The following is a 21,054-nucleotide window of genomic DNA, read 5'->3' on the forward strand; positions in this document are numbered from 1 at the left end:
TTAGTTTTTCTTCGAATTTCTCAAAATCCAAAGATTTACATATCGCATAAAAACCGCGTAGGCTTGAAGATAACTTATCGTCAAACCGGGAATCCCGTCTCTAAAACCTTGCTGTAAAACATAATGTTTAAAAAAGCGCCAGCTCGGTTTGAATAGAAAATGATAGGCTGTGATGCTTCCGGTTTGTGAGTCATAGTCTTGCGCTTGCCAAACCGCATAACGGTTGAGTTTTGTGGTAAACTGATGAATAGAAGTAAAACTATAATGATCTAAAAGATTTTTTAAAAATGAAACACGTCCTTGAGGTATAATTTCGGCGTGCACTCTTTTATCTTCATAGCTGCAAAATTCTTTCTTAAAAAGCCGAATTACTTTATCGTTTTGCCAGCCACTGTACTTGATTTTTTTATTGATAAAATGGTTGTTGCGGTACACCCAATAAGCGACAATTTCTGGATCTGGATTTTTAAGAATATTCAGAATTTCATCTTTTAAGCTAGGAAATACACGTTCATCCGCGTCTAGAATAAAAATCCATTTATGTGTAGCCTGCGGAATTGCCCAATTCTTTTGTGAAGCTGAATATTCATATTCTCGCTGAAGTATTTTTACCGGAAATTTTTGAGCAATTCCTAGCGTTTCATCGGTGCTGAAGGAATCTACGATTATAATCTCATCAGCAAATAATACCGATTGTATAGCGGCCTCAATATGAGCTGCTTCATTAAACGTGGGTATGATTACGGTGAGTTTTTCCATCAATTGCTGAAGCGTAAAGCTAATTAAAATATGGTTTTAAGATTAAATTTGTTTTCTTTGATTTATGGAGAAAAAACCGGAGCTATCGATTATCATCAGTACCTACAATGCGGTCGACTGGCTGAAGAAAACCCTATGGGGATATGCTTTTCAAACCTTTAAAGATTTTGAAATTATCATCGCAGATGACGGGTCAGATACGCAAACCAAAGCGGCAATCGAAGCATTCTCTACTGTTTTTGAGCGACCTATTGTTCATGTTTGGCACGAGGATATCGGTTTTAGAAAAACCATCATTTTAAATAAAGCTGTCGAGGCGAGTAGCGCTGATTATATTTTAATGTCTGATGGCGATTGTATACCTAAGGCAGATTTTGTCGAGGTGCATCTCAAGTATCGAGAACAAGGATATTTTCTTTCTGGAGGGTACTTCAAATTGCCAATGCATATTTCCCAAGCGATTACCAAAGACGACATTGAACAGCAGCACTGTTTTGATCTCAACTGGCTTAAAGCACAAGGCTTGAAAGCTTCTATCAAAAATAAAAAGCTTTCAGCAAGGGGTTTAGAAGCGCGATTGCTTAATGCGGTAACGCCAACTAAACCTACGTGGAACGGGCATAATTCTAGTGGATGGAAAGAAGAAATACTTGCAGTCAACGGTTTTGATGAACGTATGCAATATGGGGGAGAAGACCGCGAGTTGGGAGAGCGCCTTTTTAATAAAGGTATTAAGTCAAAACAAATTAGATACAGTGCAGTTTGCGTACATCTCGATCACGCTCGAGGTTACGTGAAAGAAGAGATGCTTATAAAGAATGCTGAAATTAGAAAGGAAACTAAAGCTCAACAAAAAACCTACACCGCTTTTGGGATCAAGAAAGATTCCTAAGAAATGTTGCTAGTTGAGGCTTTATAAGGTCTGGTACGAACTGTTTGTACAAGGTTTCGGTTTCTTTTTTGATGTGCTTATTGGATTTCTTCTGAAAATACTCCGGCTTGAAATCGCTTAGGTGAACTGCAACATTTTTTTCATCTTCAAAAAGAGCCCAGGCTTCTTTACTGATCCACGGAGAGAAGATTGCAAACGTAGGCACATCAAGTGCTTTAGCCATATTTACAGCGCCACCTTCATTACCTATCAAGGCTTTACAATGGGATAGAACGGCAATAAACTCACGAAGATTTGCAGTATAAACTTTCGGAAAAACTTTCGCTTTTAATTCGGCTGAGCAAACGTTTAAAAATTGATCTACAGCTTCTTTTTGACTGGGAATATAATTCAGTAATATTTGTGCTTCCGGTTTTTCTTGAACGAGCACCTCTAATAATTGAGCCAAATACTCCAGAGGGTAAGTTTTGTTCGAAGCACTACCAAGTAAACCAATCATAAAAATTGGAGCTTCAATAGCTACTTCAGCCTCGCGTAAAAACTGGAGCGCTTTATTTTTCTCTTCAGCAGTGAGGTAGATTTTAGGTTTGAAAGAATCTGGGAAATTTCCCGGTAAAATTTGAAGTAACCGAAGTCGGTTCTCGATAGCCAAACCGGCATTGGTTTTAGGCTTTTTTAGGTAGCTTATAGTTTTGTTGTACACAAATTGGGTATACCATTTTTTATAACCAATACTTTTTGCGCTGCTGGGTAAACACAAAAAGGCAGTACCTAGTTTTGAATAGACATCAAGGATATAGTCGTAACGCGCTTCTGCCATGTATTTTGCAAAAACAGGAAGGCTTACATTCGTAGCTTCGGCAGTTGTGCGATCAAAAATTATCTGATCGATATACGGATTGTTTTCAACCACAGGTAAGGTGTGCGATTGAATTAAATAGTGCAATTCAGCATCTGGAAACTGTTCACGTATGGCTCTAAAAAGGATAGATGACGTTAAAACGTCACCTATCATCTTTTGCTGAATCACTAAAATTTTCATTTTCTGTATTTAGAAAACTACACCGCTACATCATACTCACGTAGCGCATCGTTAAGCGAAGTCTTTTTGTTAGTACTTTCTTTACGTGTACCTATGATCAATGCACAAGGAACATTGTATTCTCCTGCAGCGAATTTCTTAGTATAACTTCCGGGAATTACAACAGAACGAGGAGGTACAACACCTTTCATTTCTTTTGGCTCATCTCCTGTTACATCAATAATTTTAGTAGAAGCAGTAAGTACCACATTAGCTCCAAGAACGGCTTCTTTTCCTACGCGTACCCCTTCAACCACGATACAACGCGATCCAATAAAGGCGTTATCTTCAATAATTACCGGCGCTGCTTGTAAAGGCTCTAGCACACCACCAATTCCTACACCACCACTTAGGTGTACATTTTTACCTATCTGCGCACAGCTTCCTACAGTTGCCCAGGTGTCTACCATTGTACCTTCATCTACATAGGCACCTATGTTTACATAACTCGGCATAAGGATAACACCTTTAGATATAAAGGCTCCGTGGCGAGCAACAGCGTGAGGAACCACACGAATTCCTTTATCCTGATATCCTTTTTTAAGTGGCATTTTATCGTGGTATTCAAAAATACCAACTTCTAATTTTTCCATTTTTTGAATTGGGAAATACAGCACTACTGCTTTTTTAACCCATTCATTCACCTGCCAGTCATCACCTTTAGGTTCTGCAACGCGCAGCGTACCGCCGTCGATGAGTTCTATAACTTCGCGTATTGCGTCTTGAGTTACACTATCAGAAAGAAGCGAACGGTCTTCCCAGGCTGCTTCAATAAGATTTTTTACTTGTTGCATTTCTAAATTTTATTATTTGTTGATTAGTTCAATTTTTGCGGGTTCAAATATAGCCTAGGCGTGTCTAAAAAACGAAAATACCATCATTTGTTTTCAAGTACTGCCTATTGAGCTGACCTCAAGTTAGGCGTATTTACTAAATACTCTGGAAATCTAATCGTGTATCAAAGAATACCAAGGGCTTTGATTCTATATGCTTCTAAAATCTTATTTTTGCCAAAATAAAATTCGGGGCAGGTTCAAGTAGCTTTTAAAAAGCAGATTTTTGATTTTTAAATGTTTTATAAAGAACCTCTCGAGCAATGTGTAAGATGGGGCGAATACTGGCATTAGATTTTGGAACGAAAAGAACGGGCATCGCAGTGACCGATGAGCTTCAGCTTATTGCTTCCGGTTTAACGACAGTAAACACGCCTGACCTGCTAGATTTTCTAAAGAGGTATTTTTCTGAAGAAAACGTCGAACTCATTCTTCTTGGCGAGCCTAAACGTATGAATAACGAAGCCTCTCACGTGGAGACCGAGATTTTAAAATTTCGCGAAAGCTTAGAAAAAAGTACCACGATCCCAATCAAAAGAGTAGATGAGCGGTTTACCTCAAAGATGGCTGCACAAACGATGCTTGACAGCGGCTTGAAGAAAAAACAACGAAAAAATAAAGCGCTTCTTGACGAGATCAGCGCAACAATAATACTTCAAACCTATTTGTATCAATAGGCTGAATTTATACTAAACATAAGAACATGATTTTACCTATAGTTGCTTACGGCGATCCGGTTTTACGCAAAAAAGCAGTAGAAATTCCTCAAGATTATCCTGAGCTAAAGGAGCTTGTAGCCAATATGTTTGAAACTATGTATGGCGCTAGTGGGGTGGGCCTTGCTGCTCCGCAAATAGGCAAAGCGATTAGATTATTTGTAGTTGATGCGACCCCTTTTGCAGACGACGAAGATCTTTCTGATGAGGAACAAGAGCGTTTGAGAACATTCAAAAAAGCATTTATTAATCCGCAGATTTTAGAAGAAACCGGTGATGAATGGGCTTTTAGCGAAGGTTGTCTCAGTATTCCCGGGATTAATGAAGATGTGTTTAGATGTCCCATCATCAAGATCAAATATCAGGATGAAGATTTTAACGAGCATGTTGAAGAATTTGACGGTTTACTTGCTCGAGTGATTCAGCACGAGTATGATCACATTGAAGGAATCTTATTTACCGATAAACTGAGCAGCCTCAAAAAGCGTATTATCAAAAGTAAACTTGCCGGAATAAGCAAAGGAAAAGTAAACGCAGATTACCGTATGCGTTTTCCGGCAGTGAAAAAAGGACGCTAAGACCGTCACTGAATTTTTTATTTTGAAAATTCAAAAAGAGCCTAGATATTTGCGGCCTTTAAAATTAGAATAAACCACATTAAAATCCGTTTTAGGATAAAATACATCATATGAGTCTAGATAAAATAGTTTCAATTTCAGGAAAACCAGGATTGTATCATTTAAGAGCGCAAACGCGTTCTGGTTTCATTGCCGAGTCGTTAACAGACGGGAAGAAAATTCCTGTTGGCCTGCGTCACAACGTGAGTGTACTTTCAGAAATTTCTATTTACACTTTAGATGGTGAAGCGCCTTTACGTGATGTTTTTGCTAAAATCGCAGAGAAAGAAAATGGCGAGAAAGCAATCAGTCACAAAGTTTCTAAAGATGAGTTAGAGGCATATTTTTTTGATGTGCTTCCTAATTTTGACGAGGATCGTGTATATGCCAGCGATATGAAAAAAGTGATCCAGTGGTACAATTTGCTTCAGGCAAATGATTTATTAGAAACTGCGGAAGCACCTTCAGAAACTGCAAATGCAGACGAAGAAGAATAGTAGTAAATACAACTAAAATATAGAAATCCTTCGGTACTTTTACTGAAGGATTTTTTATTTCAACCTATTTCATTGCAAAATACCAGCCTTATGAATGACAGAGTAACTCAGCTAAAAGCCATTGATCGATTACTAACCATTATGAATGAATTGCGCGAGCAGTGTCCGTGGGACCGCAAGCAAACCTTACAAAGTCTTAGGCATCTTACGATCGAAGAGACTTATGAATTGGGCGATGCTATTCTTGATAATGATCTTGAGGAAGTGAAAAAGGAGCTAGGTGATTTGCTGCTGCATATTGTTTTCTATGCTAAAATAGGAAGCGAGACTAATGACTTTGATATTGCAGATGTCGCTAACGGAATTTGCGAAAAACTCATTTCTCGACATCCTCATATTTATGGCGATGTTGATGTAGAAAACGAAGAGGATGTCAAACGCAATTGGGAAAATTTAAAGCTGAAGGAAGGTAAAAAATCTGTTTTAGAAGGTGTGCCACGCTCGTTACCGGCTCTTGTAAAAGCAAGCCGAATTCAAGATAAAGTTGCAGGGGTAGGGTTTGACTGGGAAGAACCACATCAGGTTTTTGAAAAATTACAAGAAGAACTCGCGGAACTTCAAGTAGAGATTGAAGCTAGAGATCAGGAAAAGATCGAGGCAGAATTTGGTGATGTGATGTTTTCTATGATCAATTACGCACGTTTCTTAAAAGTAGATGCCGAAAGTGCTCTGGAGCGTACTAATAAAAAGTTCATAAAACGCTTTCAATATCTAGAGCAAAAGGCAAAAGAAAACAATAAAGCGCTTCGAGATATGACGTTGGGTGAAATGGATACCTTTTGGGAAGAAGCTAAAAAGCTATAAAAAAGCACGATTTGATCTGATTCTTTTTAGTTTTCGTATAAATACACAAGATTTATCGCAATTTTTAAGGGTTTAACCTTATTTCTCTTGGTTTGTGTGTTCTAAAGGTTATTTTTGGAACAAACGCCTCATATTTTGAGGTATTTACAAAAAAATCTTTTTAGTATTTAAGTGACCACAGTATAATATTGGGTCCAAAAAAATACAAATCTCGACCATCATCAAACCAACTTTATGGATTTTACAAACCCGTTAATATACGGAGTTCCTTGTTTCTTAGGCCTCATTTTAGTAGAGCTTACCTACAGCAAGCATCACGATCACGACGAATTATACAATTGGAAGGATCTTGGCGCAAGTTTGACTATGGGAATAGGCTCTACACTTATTGCGCCTTTGATAAAAACCGTGACCGTAATTTTGCTATTCAACTGGGTTTACGATGTTTTTAATCCAATGGTTGATGGGGTGCGTACCAACATTTTTGGTTGGGAATCCTTTGGTTATGCCTGGTATGTTTGGATTCTTTGTCAGTTGGCAGATGATTTTTCTTATTATTGGTTTCATCGCCAGAATCATATGGTTCGCTTTTTTTGGGCAGCTCATATCGTACATCATTCTTCAGAAAATTTCAATCTAGGTACCGCAGTGCGGAATGGGTGGTTTACTATTTTCTACAAACCTTTATTCTACGTTTGGATTGTCGCAATAGGCTTTCCGCCAGAAATGCTTGTGGTTTGTTTAGGTATCGAAGCATTGTGGCAATTTCAGTTGCATTCCCAATATATACCGAAGTTAGGAATCATTGATAAGGTTTTTAACACCCACACAATGCACCAAGTGCACCACGCCCGGAATTTGGAGTATATGGATAAAAACCACGGTGGCTTTCTTAATATTTTTGACCGGGTATTTGGAACCTTCAAAGAATTTGACGAGGAAATCGAAATTGAATATGGAGTTACTAAATCACCAGATAGTTACAACCCGTTGGTTATACTAACCCACGAGTATAAAGATATTTGGAACGATATGAAACGCTCGCCCAAACTGAAGCATAAGTTTATGTATGCCTTTGGCCCACCGGGATGGAGCCACGACGGAAGCACGCTCACCATAAAACAAATGCGTCAAAAGTTGAAAGAAGAACGCGTACAGCAAGCAAAAAGTGATTTAGAACTTGAAGCTGCTGAGTAAAACAGCTTACGTCCTTTTATATTTGACTTCTTAATTTGGCGAATTCTTTTTCGAGCATAGTCAGTTTGTCTTCAATACCAGAATTAATAGGGTTAATTCGTCTTTGATATACAGAAGTAATTTGCCATAGTTCTAGTATTTCTGAAAGCGCAAAGTTCAAGTCGTCAATGTTTTGATGTTCTGCCTTCAAAACAAGTGTGTTATCCAATAAATAGGCTTTACGCAATATGAGTTGACTTTTTGTATGTGCTAATACCACAGTGCCGTCTTCGATATTTTTGTAATGGTCTTTTTTTACTAAGGTTCCAAAAACGATGTCTTTAGGAAAGAAGCCCTGATTTTGCTTGGTCATTTCTAGGTTAGTTACCACAAAAGCGCGCATAGTTTCATTGTTTTCTATGGGTAAAGTAACCTGAATCATTTCTTCTAAGAATTTTTTATTCTTATAGTTTTCGAGATACTCGTCTTTATTTTTTTCTGTAATACAAGGTACCTGAACAAAGCTTTCAGGATGGGATAACTCGTGCATTTCTGACAACGAACTTTTAAATTTCAGCAATTCATTGACGGTAAGTTCTCGAGTTAGCAGATCATCTATAGGTATGCTAAAATAATTAGCAATTTTAATTATAGTTTCGATCTTTGGTTCACTTCTTCCTTCTTCATATGCGCCTAAAGTGCCTCTTTTTAAGTCAAATAACTCTGCAAAAGCCTGTTGACTTAGCGTTTTTACGCTACGAATCTTTCTAATATTTTTTCCAAAAAACGACATAATTTGCTAATAATATTTGCAATAAATAAAATATTCATTATATTTACCTAACAATATTAGCAAAAAATAATAATGTCTGCTATTTTTTTTAGTATTCATTTTCATTTTTGCAGACAATCAAGAAATCACTAATCAAAAAATCGAACATTATGGTAGTATTAATTCATTCATTGTTAACAATAATAATTAGCGTAATATGAACAATTAAAAACTAGTTTTCGTATTATTAACTTTTAGAAATTCTTAACAACTTGTAACCAAAAAGATGAAAGATCATTTTCATATAACCAAAGATTATTTACTCGAACTGGACTTTAATATCAGTTTTCAAAATCCTGAAGATGGAATACTTGTAGTTCAGAAAGAAAATTCAGGAATTAAAAACCTGATTTTGGGAGTTGCTCCACCCATTCTAATTCTGGAGCAATTTATTTTCAAAATAAATAATCACTCAGAAAAAGTCCTTAAAAGCCTGTTACAAAAGAATAGAGATATCATTCACGGTGCTTTTGTTTTAAATGAAAGTGGTGATAAAGTAATCTTTAGAGATACGCTTCAAATCGAGAATATGGACTTAAACGAACTCGAAGGCTCCCTTAATTCACTCAGTTTATTGATGAGTGAATATTCAGATAAAATAATAGAATTTTCAAAATATTAAACTTTAGAACTCATGAACATATTTAAACGCTTATTCAAAATAGGGGAAGCAGAAGCCAACTCCGCAATCGATAATATGGAAGACCCGATCAAATTAACTGAGCAGGGAATTCGAGATATGAAGCAAGATCTAGATAAAAGTCTTGAAGCTCTGGCGCAGGTTAAAGCACTTGCAATTAGAGCAAAAAACGATCAGGAACAATTTCAAGATAAAGCTGAAGATTACCAGAGCAAAGCAATCGTGATTCTTAAGAAAGCGCATAATAAACAAATGGATGCAGCTGAAGCAGATCGTCTTGCAAAGGAAGCTTTGATAAAGAAGGAAGAGGCGCAAAAACAAGTTGATCAAGCCAAGGCTGAATCTGAAAAGTTTGACGGAAATGTAGAACAGTTGCAAAAGAATATTCAAAATATAAAATCGAATATCAGCAAATGGGAAAACGAACTCAAAACGCTTAAAGCACGCGTGAAAGTGAGTAATGCCACAAAGAATTTAAATAAGCAAATGGCAGAATTAGACAGTACAGGAACTGTTTCTATGCTAGAGCGTATGAAAGATAAAGTAGCTCAGGAAGAAGCGCTGGCCGAAGCTTATGGGGATATTGCAGATGCTTCAAAATCTATTGATGATGAGCTGGATAAGGCCGCTGATACGACTACAGCTAAAGCTGATGATGAACTAGAAAAATTGAAATCACAATTGGGTCTTGATGACTCTAAAAACCAGGGATAACATTGGATGCAACCTTAACAGAAGTACTCTTTTCAGAAGTCAATATTGTACTGTCTATATTGCTTATTATCTTAATCCTGTATTGGGTCGTTACGATGATCGGCGGGATCGACTTTGACTTGGATATTGACGTAGATGTCGATGTAGATGTCGACGCCGATGTAGATCTTGATACCGGTTTAGAAGGCGGCAATATGGATTTTGAAGATGTCTCAAATGTTGAGGTGACAAAAGAAAATGTTGTAGGCAAACGCCGTAAGCCGCTTAAAGGTTGGCAGATTTTTCTGATCTATTTCAATTTCGTTGGGCTTCCGTTTATGTTTACGTTCACCTGCTGGATATTTATCTGGTGGTTGATGACGACATTAACAACGGCCCTTACAATGACCTATGATTCGGTTTTTGGCTTTGCGATAATGTTAATTGCATTTTTTCCGGCGTTAATAGTCAACAAATTATTTACGACACCATTTAAAGGTTTTTTCAGACATCTTAATAAAGACGGTGACGTGGCTGTGGACTATTTGGGGCGTAAAGCAACTTTACTTTCTAGTATTAGCGGAGAAAAAATGGGCAATGCCGAAGTGCTTGCAGACGGCAATTCTATGTCTATTTATGTAAAATCCCTTACCGGAGAACCGTTGACCTACGGCAGCACCGTATTAATTATCAAACATTCTGAAGATCAGAATTTTTACCTCGTACAGAATTATAACGACTAAATAAATCAATCAAAAAATGAATCAAGTTTTACCAATTATTGGAATTGGATTAGGAGTGCTTTTGTTCTTAATCATCGTTTATTTCGCGATTATCGCGATGTTTTACAAGAAAGTCCATCAAGGACAGGCGCTTATCCGTACCGGTTTTGGAGGTACTAAAGTGGCTACCGATAAAGGACTTTATGTTGTCCCGGTTTTTCACAGAGTGGAAATTATGGATGTTTCTGTAAAGAAAATCCAGATCGAAAGATTGGGCGTAGAAGGGCTTATCTGTAAAGACAATATGCGGGCCGACATTAAAGTGGCGTTCTTCGTTAGAGTAAATAACGACATTTCATATATCAAAAAAGTAGCGCAGACCATTGGTGTTGCCCGTGCTTCTCGTATAGAAACCCTTGAAGATCTTTTTGAAGCCAAGTTTTCTGAGGCATTAAAAACCGTAGGTAAGAAATTCCAGTTTATAGAATTGTACGAGGCACGACGGGAATTTCGTGATGAGATTGTAGATATCATTGGTACAGATCTTAACGGGTATACCTTAGAAGATTGCGCCATTGACTTTTTAGAGCAAACACCGGTTACCCATCTAAAACCAGACAATATTCTTGATGCAGAAGGGATTAAGAAAATCACTGAGTTAACTGCGGTTCAAAACGTAAAAGCAAACCTGATCAAGCGTGATGAGGAAAAAACCATACGTAAGCAGGATGTCGAAGCACGTGAAGCGATCTTAGAGCTTGATAAGCAATTGGCTGAAAAAGAAGAGCAGCAAAAACGTGAAATTGCAAACATCAAAGCCCGTGAAGAGGCTGAAACGATGAAAGTTGCAGAAGAAGAACGTCTCAAGTCAGAAACTGCACGTATTGCGACGCAGGAAAAGGTAAAAGTTGCTGAAGAAAATATGGAGCGCCAGATCATTGTCGCTGCTAAAAATAAGCAACGCACCGATGCTGTAGAAACCGAGCGCGTTGAAAAAGATCGTCTACTCGAAGCTACCGAAAGAGAGCGCGTAGTAACCTTGGCTCAGATTGAGAAAGAGAAGGTAGTTGAAGTGGAGAAGAAGAATATTCAAGATGTGATTCGTGATCGCGTGATGCTAGAAAAAGGCGTGGTTGAAGAGCAGGAGAGTATGAAGGATATTCAGGCGTTTAAAACTGCAGATCGTGAGAAGCAAGTAAAAATCACCATCGCAGAAGCTAATGCTCAAGAAGATCTTATTAAGACGATAAAAGCTGCAGAAGCTCAAAAAGAAGCGGCTAAGCAAAAAGCTGAAGAAATCAATATCGAGGCACTTGCGCATAAAGAAGCTTCTGAGAAAGAAGCACAGGCGCGTAAGATTCTTGCAGAAGCGCAAGCAAAAGAAGAAGCAACTGTGGGTATGTCTGAAGCGCAAGTAATGCACGCCAAGGCAGATGCCAATGAGCGTCAGGGAGTTGTTGAAGCTTCAATCATTGAGAAGAAAATGAAGGCGGAAGCTGCCGGTATGGAAGCTAAAGCTGAAGCGAAGCGCAAAGACGGTCTTGCCGAAGCTGCGGTGATCAAAGAAAAAGCGATGGCAGATGCAGCCGGTATCGAAGAAAAAGCAAATGCAATGAAGAAACTAGACGGTGTAGGTAAAGAACACGAAGAGTTCAAACTACGTCTGGATAAAGAATTGCAAGTTGACTTAGCACATATCAACATTCAGAAAGATATTGCCGATGCTCAGGCTCAGGTGATAGGAGATGCACTTAAAGCTGCTAAAATTGATATTGTTGGTGGCGAGACGATGTTCTTCGATCAGATTATTGGTCAGATCACAAAGGCTAAAGGATACGATCGTTTAGTAGAGAATAGTAGCAATATACAGGATGTAAAAAATGCAATTCTTGGTAGCGATGATGTCAAAGGAAATTTGCTTGAAAAAGTAAAAGAATTTGCAGACAAGTATGGTGTTTCTTCCGAGGACATTAAAAACTTGACCATAGCGAACTTGCTGATGCATCTTAAAGAACGTTCTCACGATTCTGAAGAGCAGACCTTATTCAGTAATCTATTCAACTTGGCGAAAGGTCTAGGTCTAGATAATAAGAAGTTGAAGTAGAATCGAGTGAGATCTGACTACCTAATTCTTTGCTGGCTCAGTTTGACATTCAGTTTTTAATTCATAATTGGAATGTCAGCCTGAGCCTGTCGAAGACCTTACAGAACAACTACTTCAAATGAAAACCTATTTCGTTTATATCGTAAAATGTAAGGACAATAGCTTTTATACTTGTGTAACGAGTAATTTAGAGTTGCGCATCGATCAGCATAATTTTGGGATAAAACCTGATTCGTACACATTTAAACGCAGACCTGTCGAGTTGGTGTGGAGTGAGGGCTTTTCTCAAGTAGATCAGGCTATTTTATGGGAGAAAAAGATAAAAGGTTGGAGCAGAAGAAAGAAGATCGCACTTATAGAAAGTAATTGGGATGATTTGGTATTATTCTCAAAAAATTACACTCAGTTTGGTAATAAAATTAACGAGTAGGACCAAGGTTATGATTGCAAGAGTGAAGCGCTTCGACAAGCTCAGCGTGACAAAAACACTTTTAAGTATATCAAATGTTAGTCTGGGTCTATAAGACACTCATTATTGCCAAAAAATAATAGCACAAAAAATGGCAAAAACGTCACAAACCACTATAAATAATCCTGAAGAAAATCCTGCGCAAGAAACGCTGGATGGTGGCACATATGCTATCATTCGTGGCAGACTTCAAAAGCAAAAGCAAGAGCTGCAGGATAAGTTAACATCTTTAAACGAAGCGCGTAAGACAGTTTTTGGTTCGTTAGAGACAAAGCTTATTGCTAATGACCGCATCAGTACCGAGAACAACTGCATTGCCAGAGATATTGTTTCGCTGGGAAATACCTGTATTTTTGGTTATAACGTTCATTTTGGTTTGCGTACCGAAATTGCCCTTTCAGATGTTTTTAGTATTTATCAGTTTACCAATAATAGGTTTGAGCCGGTCACTTTAGACTTGCTCGATGATTCAACGTTTCAAACAGACTTTTCAAACCTTTATAAATATTACCGAAATACCATTTTTGCACGCTTTGCAATCATAGGCAATTACCTGCATATGGTTTTTCAGCTGAGCGAAAGTGTAACAGATATTAAGACATTTAAGTGGCTTATAAAAGAAAATGCGCTTGAGTATGTTGATAATCGCAGCGATCACGAATACCGTTTTCCGCCGCAGCATGAGTTTAAGTGGCAAGAGGTGAATCGCGATATGCATCGTTATGGTGTGCATTCTCACGTTTCAATTTTAGACAGAGTATTTGTAGAGACCATAGGTGGTGATCTTACTATTAAGATTGAAGATAATACCGAGGACGGAAAAGGTATTTTTTCTGAACCTGTAGCACATTTTGATCAGACACTGGATGATGGGCAATATCGCTTTGCAGATTTAGGAAACTTGATAGTGCTTGATATAAAACCCTTTCAAGAAACTTCACGCTATTTTGTTTACAATCATAAAATTAAGCAGGTTCATAAGATTCAAAGTATAGGTGTTGCGGCAGTTTTACTTCCAGATGATCAGGGAATTATTTTTCCTAATGGATATTACTTGCAGACCGGAGAATACAAAATCTTTGATGACGGGCATCTCGATCTAAAATTTCAGCAAAAGATCGTCTCTCCTAATGGAGAAGATTTTATGTACGTTTTTTATGAGGCAAAAGCCGGTCTCTATAAATTGATGTCGTACAACATCATCAGTCAAGAAATAAAAACTCCTATCATTTGTAGCGGTTTTACGATTCTTGAGAATGGCGAGCTTTGCTATTTTACTGCAGAAGACAATCAGACTAAACATCACGTGGTTCAAATCTGGCAAACTCCATTTTTGAAGGGAGATTTTATGCCTTCACAGCATACCGAATCGATGCTGTATAAAATAGGGAACAAGGACATTGTAAAAGCGATGGCAGAGTCGCAAGCCTTGATTACACTGCTTAATAAAGAGGATAATTATGACGGACTTTACGCTGATATTGCAAAATCGGCTAAAGATATTCAGGATTCGTATTACTGGTTAGCCGAAGAGGAAACCGAACGCTTAGATCTTCCGCTTGGCGAAATCAATAAAGCAGCTAATGCTGCGATCGATGAGTTTGAGAAAGTAACAGAATTACGTCGTCACGCCGCAGCTCAAACTAAAGCGTTACGCGAGGAAGCAGAGCAAATATTCTCTAAGATCAAGAGTTCGTCTTTTAAATCGATAAACGATTTTGTCATTCTTCTAACCCAGTTGCGCAGTCTGCGAGGGAAGGTGATTAGCCTTCGCGAAGTGCGTTATGTAAACCTTGATTTTCTAAATGAGTTAGAAGCTGAAATAGGTGAGCAAACGCAAAAAATATCTAGGCGCTGTGTTCAGTTTTTACTAGATGACAAGGCATTACAACCATATCACGATCAAGTTGCTGAGAAGAATCACCAACTTGAAGGCGTCAAGAAAGTAATTGAGGCAAAAAAGCTAGAAGAGGAAGTCAATCAAATTGCTGCAGATTTAGAATTGTTGATTGATATTGTTACCAATCTTGATATTGAAGATACTGCGCACGCTACAAAGATCGTTGACAATATTTCGTTGATTTTTGCTACCATAAATCAATTAAAAGCAGCGCTTAAAAATAAGAAAAAAGCACTCGGAAGTGCTGAAGCTCAAGCTGATTTTTCAGCACAACTAAAGCTGATTGATCAAAGCATCATCAATTATATAGATATTGCTTCAACTCCAGAGAAATGTGACGAATTCCAAAATAAGATATCTATTCAGCTTGAGGAGCTCGAAGGGAAATTCGCAGATTTTGAAGATTTTATTGCCGTCATCTTAGAAAAACGGGAGGAAGTTTATGCTGCCTTTGAAGCGCGCAAAAATGCTTTGGTCGAAAAGCGGAATAAACGCGCACTTGCTTTGCAAAATGCTTCTGAACGCATCTTAAAAGGAGTCGCTAAACGTGCTCAAAGTTTGGGATCTGCAGATGAGATCAATGGGTATTTTGCTTCTGATCTTATGATCAATAAGTTGCGGGATATCATCTTGCAGCTCAACGAACTTGAAGATAGCGGTAAAGCCGAAGAATTAGAAACTGCGCTCAAAGTTGCGCGTGAGGATGCTTTGCGCAAACTCAAGGATAAACTCGATTTGTATGAAGACGGGGAGAATATCATCCGCTTTGGGAATCATAAATTTGGAGTTAACAGGCAGCCGCTTGATCTAACTATAGTGCTTAAAGATGGCGAGCTTGCTTACCATCTTACAGGAACCGATTTTTACCAAAAACTTGACGATCCTATTCTTTTAAATTCGCGTCAGATCTGGGATCAGGAATTTGTTTCAGAAAATGATACAGTGTATCGATCAGCTTATTTAGCCTATAAAATTTATAAAGTAGCGCCTATTGATACGCTTCATGAAGCAACTGATGACGAATTGCTCAAGCTTGTGCAAGAGCATAGCAGCTCTAATTACAGTGAAGGTTATGTAAAAGGAGTTCACGATAATGATGCTACAAAAATCTTAAGAGTTTTAGTACAAAAGCATGTTGATCTGGGACTGTTGAGATTTAGTCCGCAGATACGTTCTTATGCGCAATTCTTTTGGAACAGCTTAGCAAGTGAAGAGCAAAACCTTTTAAATCAAAAATTGAAAGCTTCTGGCGAAGTACTACAGTATTTCCCGGAGGAAACCACTTCTAACTTTGTTGTGGAGGCTTTGGCTAAAAGAATCGAAGCGTTTTCGGTTCAAAATGAATTATTAGAAATTCAAGATGCTATTGCCACAGCCAACTATTTATTTGCTGAACTTCAAAATGATGATAGTTTTACGCGAAGCACTATTGCAGTTGAGATACAAGAATCTTTTTTAACAGACCTGAAAGAGCGCCAAGCAGATATAAAGTTTAAAACAAGCCTCGAAGCACAGGCTGATTATGAGTCTAAAATTGCTTTGGTGCGCCAATGGGTAAAAGCTTTTCTAACAAGCGAGAAAACACAGTTTGCGCTTAGTTATTTAGACGAAGCAGTATGTTTGTTGCTGTTTGATGATGAATCAGTTTCTAAAGTCAATACCATTCAGGCATCTGAGAAAATCACCGATTTGAAAGGTGATCACTCTAGCATTTCTGATGGTATTTATGAGTTTAACTTCCATTTTTTTACCCAGACTTTGCAACACTATTTTGCTGAAGCGGTACCGGCGTTTGAAGCTTTTCGTAAAGCGAAACACAAAGTTACAGAGGATTTAAAGGAAGAATTAAAACTGGAGGAATTTAAGCCGAAAGTCTTGACCTCATTTGTGCGTAATAAGTTGATTGATCAGGTTTATTTCCCATTATTCGGAGATAATTTAGCCAAGCAACTAGGGACTGTTGGAGACAAGTCACGCACAGACCGCATGGGCTTGTTACTGTTGATCTCTCCGCCGGGATATGGTAAAACCACTTTGATGGAGTATATCGCCAATCGGTTAGGTTTGGTTTTTATGAAAATCAACGGTCCGGCAATTGGGCACGAGGTAACTTCAGTAGATCCGGCAGCTGCTACCAATTCCGCTTCGCGGGAAGAATTAAAAAAGTTGAATCTTGCTTTTGAAATGGGGAATAACGTAATGCTTTATCTGGATGATATTCAGCATTGCAACCCCGAGTTTTTACAGAAATTCATTTCGCTCTCCGATGGTACGCGTAGGGTAGAAGGAGTTTATAAGGAAAAGCCTAAAACCTATGATCTAAGAGGGAAAAAGTTTTGTGTGATTATGGCGGGTAACCCGTACACAGAAAGTGGTGCTAAATTTCAAATCCCGGATATGTTGGCCAACAGGGCAGATATTTACAATTTGGGAGACATTATTGGCGATACCGAAGATCTTTTCAAACTGAGTTTGATAGAAAATGCACTGACTGCAAATCCAATTCTTCAGCAATTGAGCAGTAAGAATTTTGACGATGTATATACGTTGCTTCAACGTTTAGAAACCGGGAATGACGAATTGCAATTGAAAGGCAATCACAGCAGCAGAGAACTGGAAGAGTATACTTTGATCTTGAAAAAAGTATTAAAAATCAGGAACACAGTTCTTAAAGTGAATGCAGCTTACATTAAATCTGCAGCGATGGACGACGCATACCGAACCGAGCCTGCTTTTAAACTGCAAGGCTCCTATCGTGATATGAATAAATTGGTAGCTAAAGTGGTGCCGGTTATGAATGAAAACGAGTTGCAAACCCTGCTGTTATCACATTATGAAAGCGAGTCGCAGACCTTGACTGCAGCTGCCGAAGCAAACCTTTTAAAATATAAGGAGCTTACCGATAATTTAGAGGAAGAGGAAATTAAACGTTGGACAGCTATAAAGGAAACATTCGTTAAAAACAACAAGCTCAAAGGCTTTGGAGATGCAAACGAAATGGCTCAGTTACTCGCGCAACTCATGCAATTTTCAGATAATCTTGAAGGAATCAAAAATGTTTTACAACAAGGCTTTCTTAAAAAGGATTAAGACTTTTTGATTACACGCTTAATATCTTTTTTGTATTTATCAGCATACACAACAGCATAATAGCCAAACTGCATAGCACTCGTAAATAGGAAAAATCGTTTAATTAGTTTTCTTGGTTTCATAGTAATGGTTTTTTTAAGGATAACCATTGTTAAGAGCTTTGTGGGTTAAAGAATTCTTATTTTTAGGGCTAAAGGATAAAAATCAACTTCATGAAACCAGAAATACTAGAAATTGAACCCCGCAAGATCATCGGGAAATGTGTTACGACGACCTTATCTTTTGACGATACTGCTGCTTTATGGCAAGATTTTATGAGTAGACATAAAGAAATAAAAAATTGTGTAGATTCTGGTTTTTACTCAATGCAGGTATATCCTTCTGGTTTTAAGGTGGAGGAATTCACGCGAGAAACCGAATTTGAGCGTTGGGCTGCTGTTGAGGTTACAGATTTTGATACAGTACCCGAAGGAATGCAAACCAAAACCATTGCCGGTGGTTTGTATGCGGTTTTTACGCACGTGGGGCCCGTAAAAGAATTTGTAGAAACTTCAAATTATATTTACGGTACTTGGCTTCCCCAATCGGGTTACAAGCTGGATAAGCGGGCACACTTTGAACGCTTGGGAGAAAAATACTACGGCCCAGAGCACCCGGAATCTGAAGAAGAAATATGGTTACCTATTCAGCTGAAATAAGCTTAAACTAGCGGTGGTGATACGGTTCGTTGCGTAAAATCGTAAAGCCACGATAGATTTGTTCTGTAATAAAAAGCCGAATCATTTGATGTGAAAATGTCATTTTTGATAAAGAAACTTTGCCTTGAGCTTTGGCATATACCGCTTCAGAAAAACCATAAGGACCACCAATAACAAAGACCAAAGTCTTAATACCACTATTCATTTTTTTTTGAAGATAGTCGGCAAATTTTACGCTGTTCAATTCTTTACCATTTTCGTCAAGGAGAATTAATTGGTCTTGCACTGTGATCTTGTTCAGTATGAGTTCGCCTTCTTTTTCCTTTTGTTGTTCTTCAGAAAGGTTTTTGGTCTTTTTTAGATCTGGGATGATCTCCAGCTCAAAGTTTACATAATGTTTTAAACGTTTGGTGTAAACCGAAATAAGCGCCTCAAGATTACGATCATCGGTCTTTCCTATACAAAGCAGTTTTATATTCATAGTTCAAAATTACATTATTTCAATTTTGAGTGCTTTAGAAAAGCGTATATCTTCACGATATTTGCAAGGCTGTGTTGTAAATTAACCAGCTGAAAATCTAACTTAGTAAAAACTACACAACTTTATGATTTCTGAAGCAAAGCTGAATGAAGAAGTAGAAGGTATCATCGCTAACGCCATTCGAGAAGATGTTGGTCCCGGAGATTACAGTTCATTGGCCTGTATTCCTGACACAGCCCAGGGAAAAGCCAAGCTTTTGGTTAAAGAAAAGGGAATCATAGCAGGCGTTGCCTTTGCTCAAAAAGTTTTTGCTTACGTAGATGAAGCTTTAGAAGTCGAGGTTTTGATACAAGATGGGGCAGAAGTTAAAGTAGGAGATATTGTACTTTATGTTTCTGGTAGTTCTCAAAGCATTTTAAAAGCCGAACGTCTCGTTTTAAACGGAATGCAGCGTATGAGTGCAATAGCAACTAAAACAAATGCCTATACGCAACTGCTTCAAGGAACCAAAGCAAAAATTTTAGATACTAGAAAAACCACGCCGGGTTTTCGTGCATTAGAAAAAATGGCAGTGAAAATTGGTGGAGGAGAAAATCACCGTTTTGCCCTTTACGATATGGTGATGCTTAAAGATAATCATATTGATTTTGCTGGTGGAATTCCAGAGGCGATCGCAAAAACAAAAACCTATTTAGCCGAAAATGATCTTGATTTAAAAATAATTGTTGAAGCTAGAGATTTGGCCGAAGTGGAAGCTATTTTAGAAGCAGGCGGTGTTTTTCGCATTTTATTAGACAACTTCAACTATGAAGATACGCGCACAGCAGTAAAAATGATAGGTGATCAATGCTTAACAGAATCTTCTGGAAATATAAATGAAGATACGCTAGCGGAGTACGCTAAATGCGGTGTAGATTATATTTCTAGCGGCGCGTTAACGCATTCGGTTTATAATATGGATTTAAGCTTAAAAGCAGTTTAATGGCTGAAGAGTGGGACGATAAATTAAAAACGATTCCATTTTTGCTTCCTGTGGTCAAATGGGCTAAGGAGGTAACGCTTCCCGGTTTTGAAGGGTTGTCTCTATATGATTTTTGGGAAATGTATGCCATAGGTATCCTAAAAGGTACATTTGCAACGAGAGCCAGCGCGATTGCCTTCAGCTTTTTTATGGCGCTTTTTCCATTCTTTTTATTTGTGCTCAACCTTATTCCGTACGTTCCTATCAACGGATTTCAAAGTGACTTTTTATCCTTTATAAATAATTTATTACCACCACAAACTCAGGAGTTTTTTGATCCGATCCTTTTGGATATTGCAGCGAACCAACGTGGCGGACTATTATCTTTCACTTTAATCTTTGCTATTTTTTTAATGGCTAATGGCGTCAATGCCATATTCACTGGGTTTGAATATAGTTTTCACTCCATCACAAACCGAAGCATTGTTAAGCAATATGCTGTGGCGCTTGGAGTTTCTATAATGTTGGCACTGTTGTTGTTACTTGTGGTAATAGCGGTGCTGTATCTTCAGATTACTATAAGTGAGTTGAAACGACGCGGCATCGTTAATGAAGATAATTTGTGGATATCACAATTGGGAAGTTATATCGCTTTGATCGTATTGATTTATACTGTGGTGGCAACCTTGTATTACTTCGGAACAAAAGAAGGGAAAGACACTCGTTTTTTATCAATAGGAGCGACATTAACTACATTTCTGTTTATTGTGACCACGTATTTGTTTGGCGTGTACATCAATAATTTCGCCACGTATAATCAATTATATGGTTCTATTGGAGCGTTGTTGATTATGATGGTATATATCTGGCTCAATGCAAATTTGTTGCTTTTAGGCTTCGAACTCAACGCGAGTTTGTATCGATTAAAGCGCAGAAGGGATTATAAAAAATCTCAATTATCTTCAAAATAATTTTAGGATAGTTGAAAATATCTTATTATTGATAAGTTTAATTTGATAAATAAAAATT

General features: G+C 37.9%; 20 protein-coding genes. 15 read left to right on the top strand and 5 right to left on the bottom strand.

Features of this window, described 5'->3' with window-relative positions; translation table 11 throughout:
- On the bottom strand, positions 1 to 759 hold the full coding sequence (locus WA338_RS07300) for a glycosyltransferase family 2 protein (protein ID WP_009780653.1): 759 nt from the start codon (positions 757 to 759) through the stop codon (positions 1 to 3).
- 64 nt (positions 760 to 823) lie between these two features.
- On the opposite strand from WA338_RS07300, the gene WA338_RS07305 reads away from it, so the two are divergent.
- On the top strand, positions 824 to 1,651 hold the full coding sequence (locus WA338_RS07305; RefSeq protein ID WP_009780652.1) for a glycosyltransferase family 2 protein: 828 nt from the start codon (positions 824 to 826) through the stop codon (positions 1,649 to 1,651).
- Here the strand turns inward: WA338_RS07305 and WA338_RS07310 are convergent.
- Positions 1,635 to 2,693, bottom strand: a complete 1,059-nt coding sequence (locus WA338_RS07310) for a glycosyltransferase family 9 protein (protein ID WP_272985843.1) — start codon at positions 2,691 to 2,693, stop codon at positions 1,635 to 1,637. The two genes, WA338_RS07305 and WA338_RS07310, sit on opposite strands and share 17 nt — an antisense overlap.
- A 17-nt stretch (positions 2,694 to 2,710) precedes the next feature.
- Positions 2,711 to 3,526, bottom strand: coding sequence for a 2,3,4,5-tetrahydropyridine-2,6-dicarboxylate N-succinyltransferase (locus tag WA338_RS07315; RefSeq protein WP_272985842.1), 816 nt, complete (start codon positions 3,524 to 3,526; stop codon positions 2,711 to 2,713).
- 311 nt (positions 3,527 to 3,837) lie between these two features.
- On the opposite strand from WA338_RS07315, the gene ruvX reads away from it, so the two are divergent.
- The 5 genes from ruvX (at position 3,838) to WA338_RS07340 (ending at position 7,456) form a co-directional block, all read left to right on the top strand.
- Entirely contained in the window at positions 3,838 to 4,242 is a 405-nt protein-coding gene (gene ruvX, locus WA338_RS07320) for a Holliday junction resolvase RuvX (protein ID WP_272985841.1), read from the top strand.
- A 26-nt stretch (positions 4,243 to 4,268) separates the two neighbouring features.
- Positions 4,269 to 4,859, top strand: a complete 591-nt coding sequence (gene def, locus WA338_RS07325) for a peptide deformylase (RefSeq protein ID WP_009780648.1) — start codon at positions 4,269 to 4,271, stop codon at positions 4,857 to 4,859.
- Positions 4,860 to 4,969: 110 nt separating this feature from the next.
- A complete protein-coding gene (locus WA338_RS07330; RefSeq protein WP_272985840.1) occupies positions 4,970 to 5,395 on the top strand; it encodes a DUF5606 family protein in 426 nt (141 codons plus the stop codon).
- A 90-nt stretch (positions 5,396 to 5,485) separates the two neighbouring features.
- On the top strand, positions 5,486 to 6,259 hold the full coding sequence (gene mazG, locus WA338_RS07335) for a nucleoside triphosphate pyrophosphohydrolase (protein WP_272985839.1): 774 nt from the start codon (positions 5,486 to 5,488) through the stop codon (positions 6,257 to 6,259).
- Positions 6,260 to 6,493: 234 nt separating this feature from the next.
- Complete coding sequence (locus WA338_RS07340; RefSeq protein ID WP_009780645.1) at positions 6,494 to 7,456, top strand: sterol desaturase family protein; 963 nt, start codon at positions 6,494 to 6,496, stop codon at positions 7,454 to 7,456.
- A gap of 16 nt (positions 7,457 to 7,472) precedes the next feature.
- Here WA338_RS07340 and WA338_RS07345 read toward each other — a convergent pair whose 3' ends face one another.
- Positions 7,473 to 8,228 (bottom strand): helix-turn-helix domain-containing protein, encoded by a 756-nt coding sequence (locus WA338_RS07345; RefSeq protein ID WP_009780644.1) that lies wholly within the window; start codon positions 8,226 to 8,228, stop codon positions 7,473 to 7,475.
- Positions 8,229 to 8,493: 265 nt separating this feature from the next.
- Between WA338_RS07345 and WA338_RS07350 the strand changes: the two genes are divergently transcribed.
- The 7 genes from WA338_RS07350 to WA338_RS07380 all read left to right on the top strand — a co-directional run bounded on the left by WA338_RS07350 (position 8,494) and on the right by WA338_RS07380 (position 18,583).
- A complete protein-coding gene (locus WA338_RS07350) occupies positions 8,494 to 8,889 on the top strand; it encodes a hypothetical protein (RefSeq protein WP_009780643.1) in 396 nt (131 codons plus the stop codon).
- A gap of 12 nt (positions 8,890 to 8,901) precedes the next feature.
- A complete protein-coding gene (locus WA338_RS07355; RefSeq protein WP_009780642.1) occupies positions 8,902 to 9,621 on the top strand; it encodes a PspA/IM30 family protein in 720 nt (239 codons plus the stop codon).
- A 2-nt stretch (positions 9,622 to 9,623) separates the two neighbouring features.
- Entirely contained in the window at positions 9,624 to 10,343 is a 720-nt protein-coding gene (locus tag WA338_RS07360) for an OB-fold-containig protein (protein WP_009780641.1), read from the top strand.
- 16 nt (positions 10,344 to 10,359) lie between these two features.
- Complete coding sequence (locus tag WA338_RS07365) at positions 10,360 to 12,426, top strand: flotillin family protein (RefSeq protein WP_009780640.1); 2,067 nt, start codon at positions 10,360 to 10,362, stop codon at positions 12,424 to 12,426.
- Positions 12,427 to 12,544: 118 nt separating this feature from the next.
- Complete coding sequence (locus tag WA338_RS07370; protein WP_272985838.1) at positions 12,545 to 12,856, top strand: GIY-YIG nuclease family protein; 312 nt, start codon at positions 12,545 to 12,547, stop codon at positions 12,854 to 12,856.
- A 130-nt stretch (positions 12,857 to 12,986) separates the two neighbouring features.
- Positions 12,987 to 17,885: a DNA repair ATPase gene (locus tag WA338_RS07375; protein ID WP_272985837.1), complete on the top strand. Its 4,899-nt coding sequence runs from the start codon at positions 12,987 to 12,989 to the stop codon at positions 17,883 to 17,885.
- A gap of 212 nt (positions 17,886 to 18,097) precedes the next feature.
- A complete protein-coding gene (locus WA338_RS07380; RefSeq protein WP_009780636.1) occupies positions 18,098 to 18,583 on the top strand; it encodes a GyrI-like domain-containing protein in 486 nt (161 codons plus the stop codon).
- 7 nt (positions 18,584 to 18,590) lie between these two features.
- Here the strand turns inward: WA338_RS07380 and rlmH are convergent, their stop codons facing one another.
- Positions 18,591 to 19,064: a 23S rRNA (pseudouridine(1915)-N(3))-methyltransferase RlmH gene (gene rlmH / locus WA338_RS07385; protein WP_272985836.1), complete on the bottom strand. Its 474-nt coding sequence runs from the start codon at positions 19,062 to 19,064 to the stop codon at positions 18,591 to 18,593.
- A 124-nt stretch (positions 19,065 to 19,188) separates the two neighbouring features.
- Here rlmH and nadC point away from each other — a divergent pair, with 124 nt between their 5' ends.
- On the top strand, positions 19,189 to 20,046 hold the full coding sequence (gene nadC, locus WA338_RS07390; protein ID WP_272985835.1) for a carboxylating nicotinate-nucleotide diphosphorylase: 858 nt from the start codon (positions 19,189 to 19,191) through the stop codon (positions 20,044 to 20,046).
- Positions 20,046 to 20,996 (top strand): YihY/virulence factor BrkB family protein, encoded by a 951-nt coding sequence (locus WA338_RS07395; protein ID WP_272985834.1) that lies wholly within the window; start codon positions 20,046 to 20,048, stop codon positions 20,994 to 20,996. Before nadC ends, WA338_RS07395 begins: the two co-directional genes overlap by 1 nt.
- Positions 20,997 to 21,054 lie beyond the last annotated feature (58 nt).

The organism is Leeuwenhoekiella sp. CH_XMU1409-2, from assembly GCF_037029365.1.
Classification (GTDB): Bacteria; Bacteroidota; Bacteroidia; order Flavobacteriales; family Flavobacteriaceae; genus Leeuwenhoekiella; species Leeuwenhoekiella blandensis.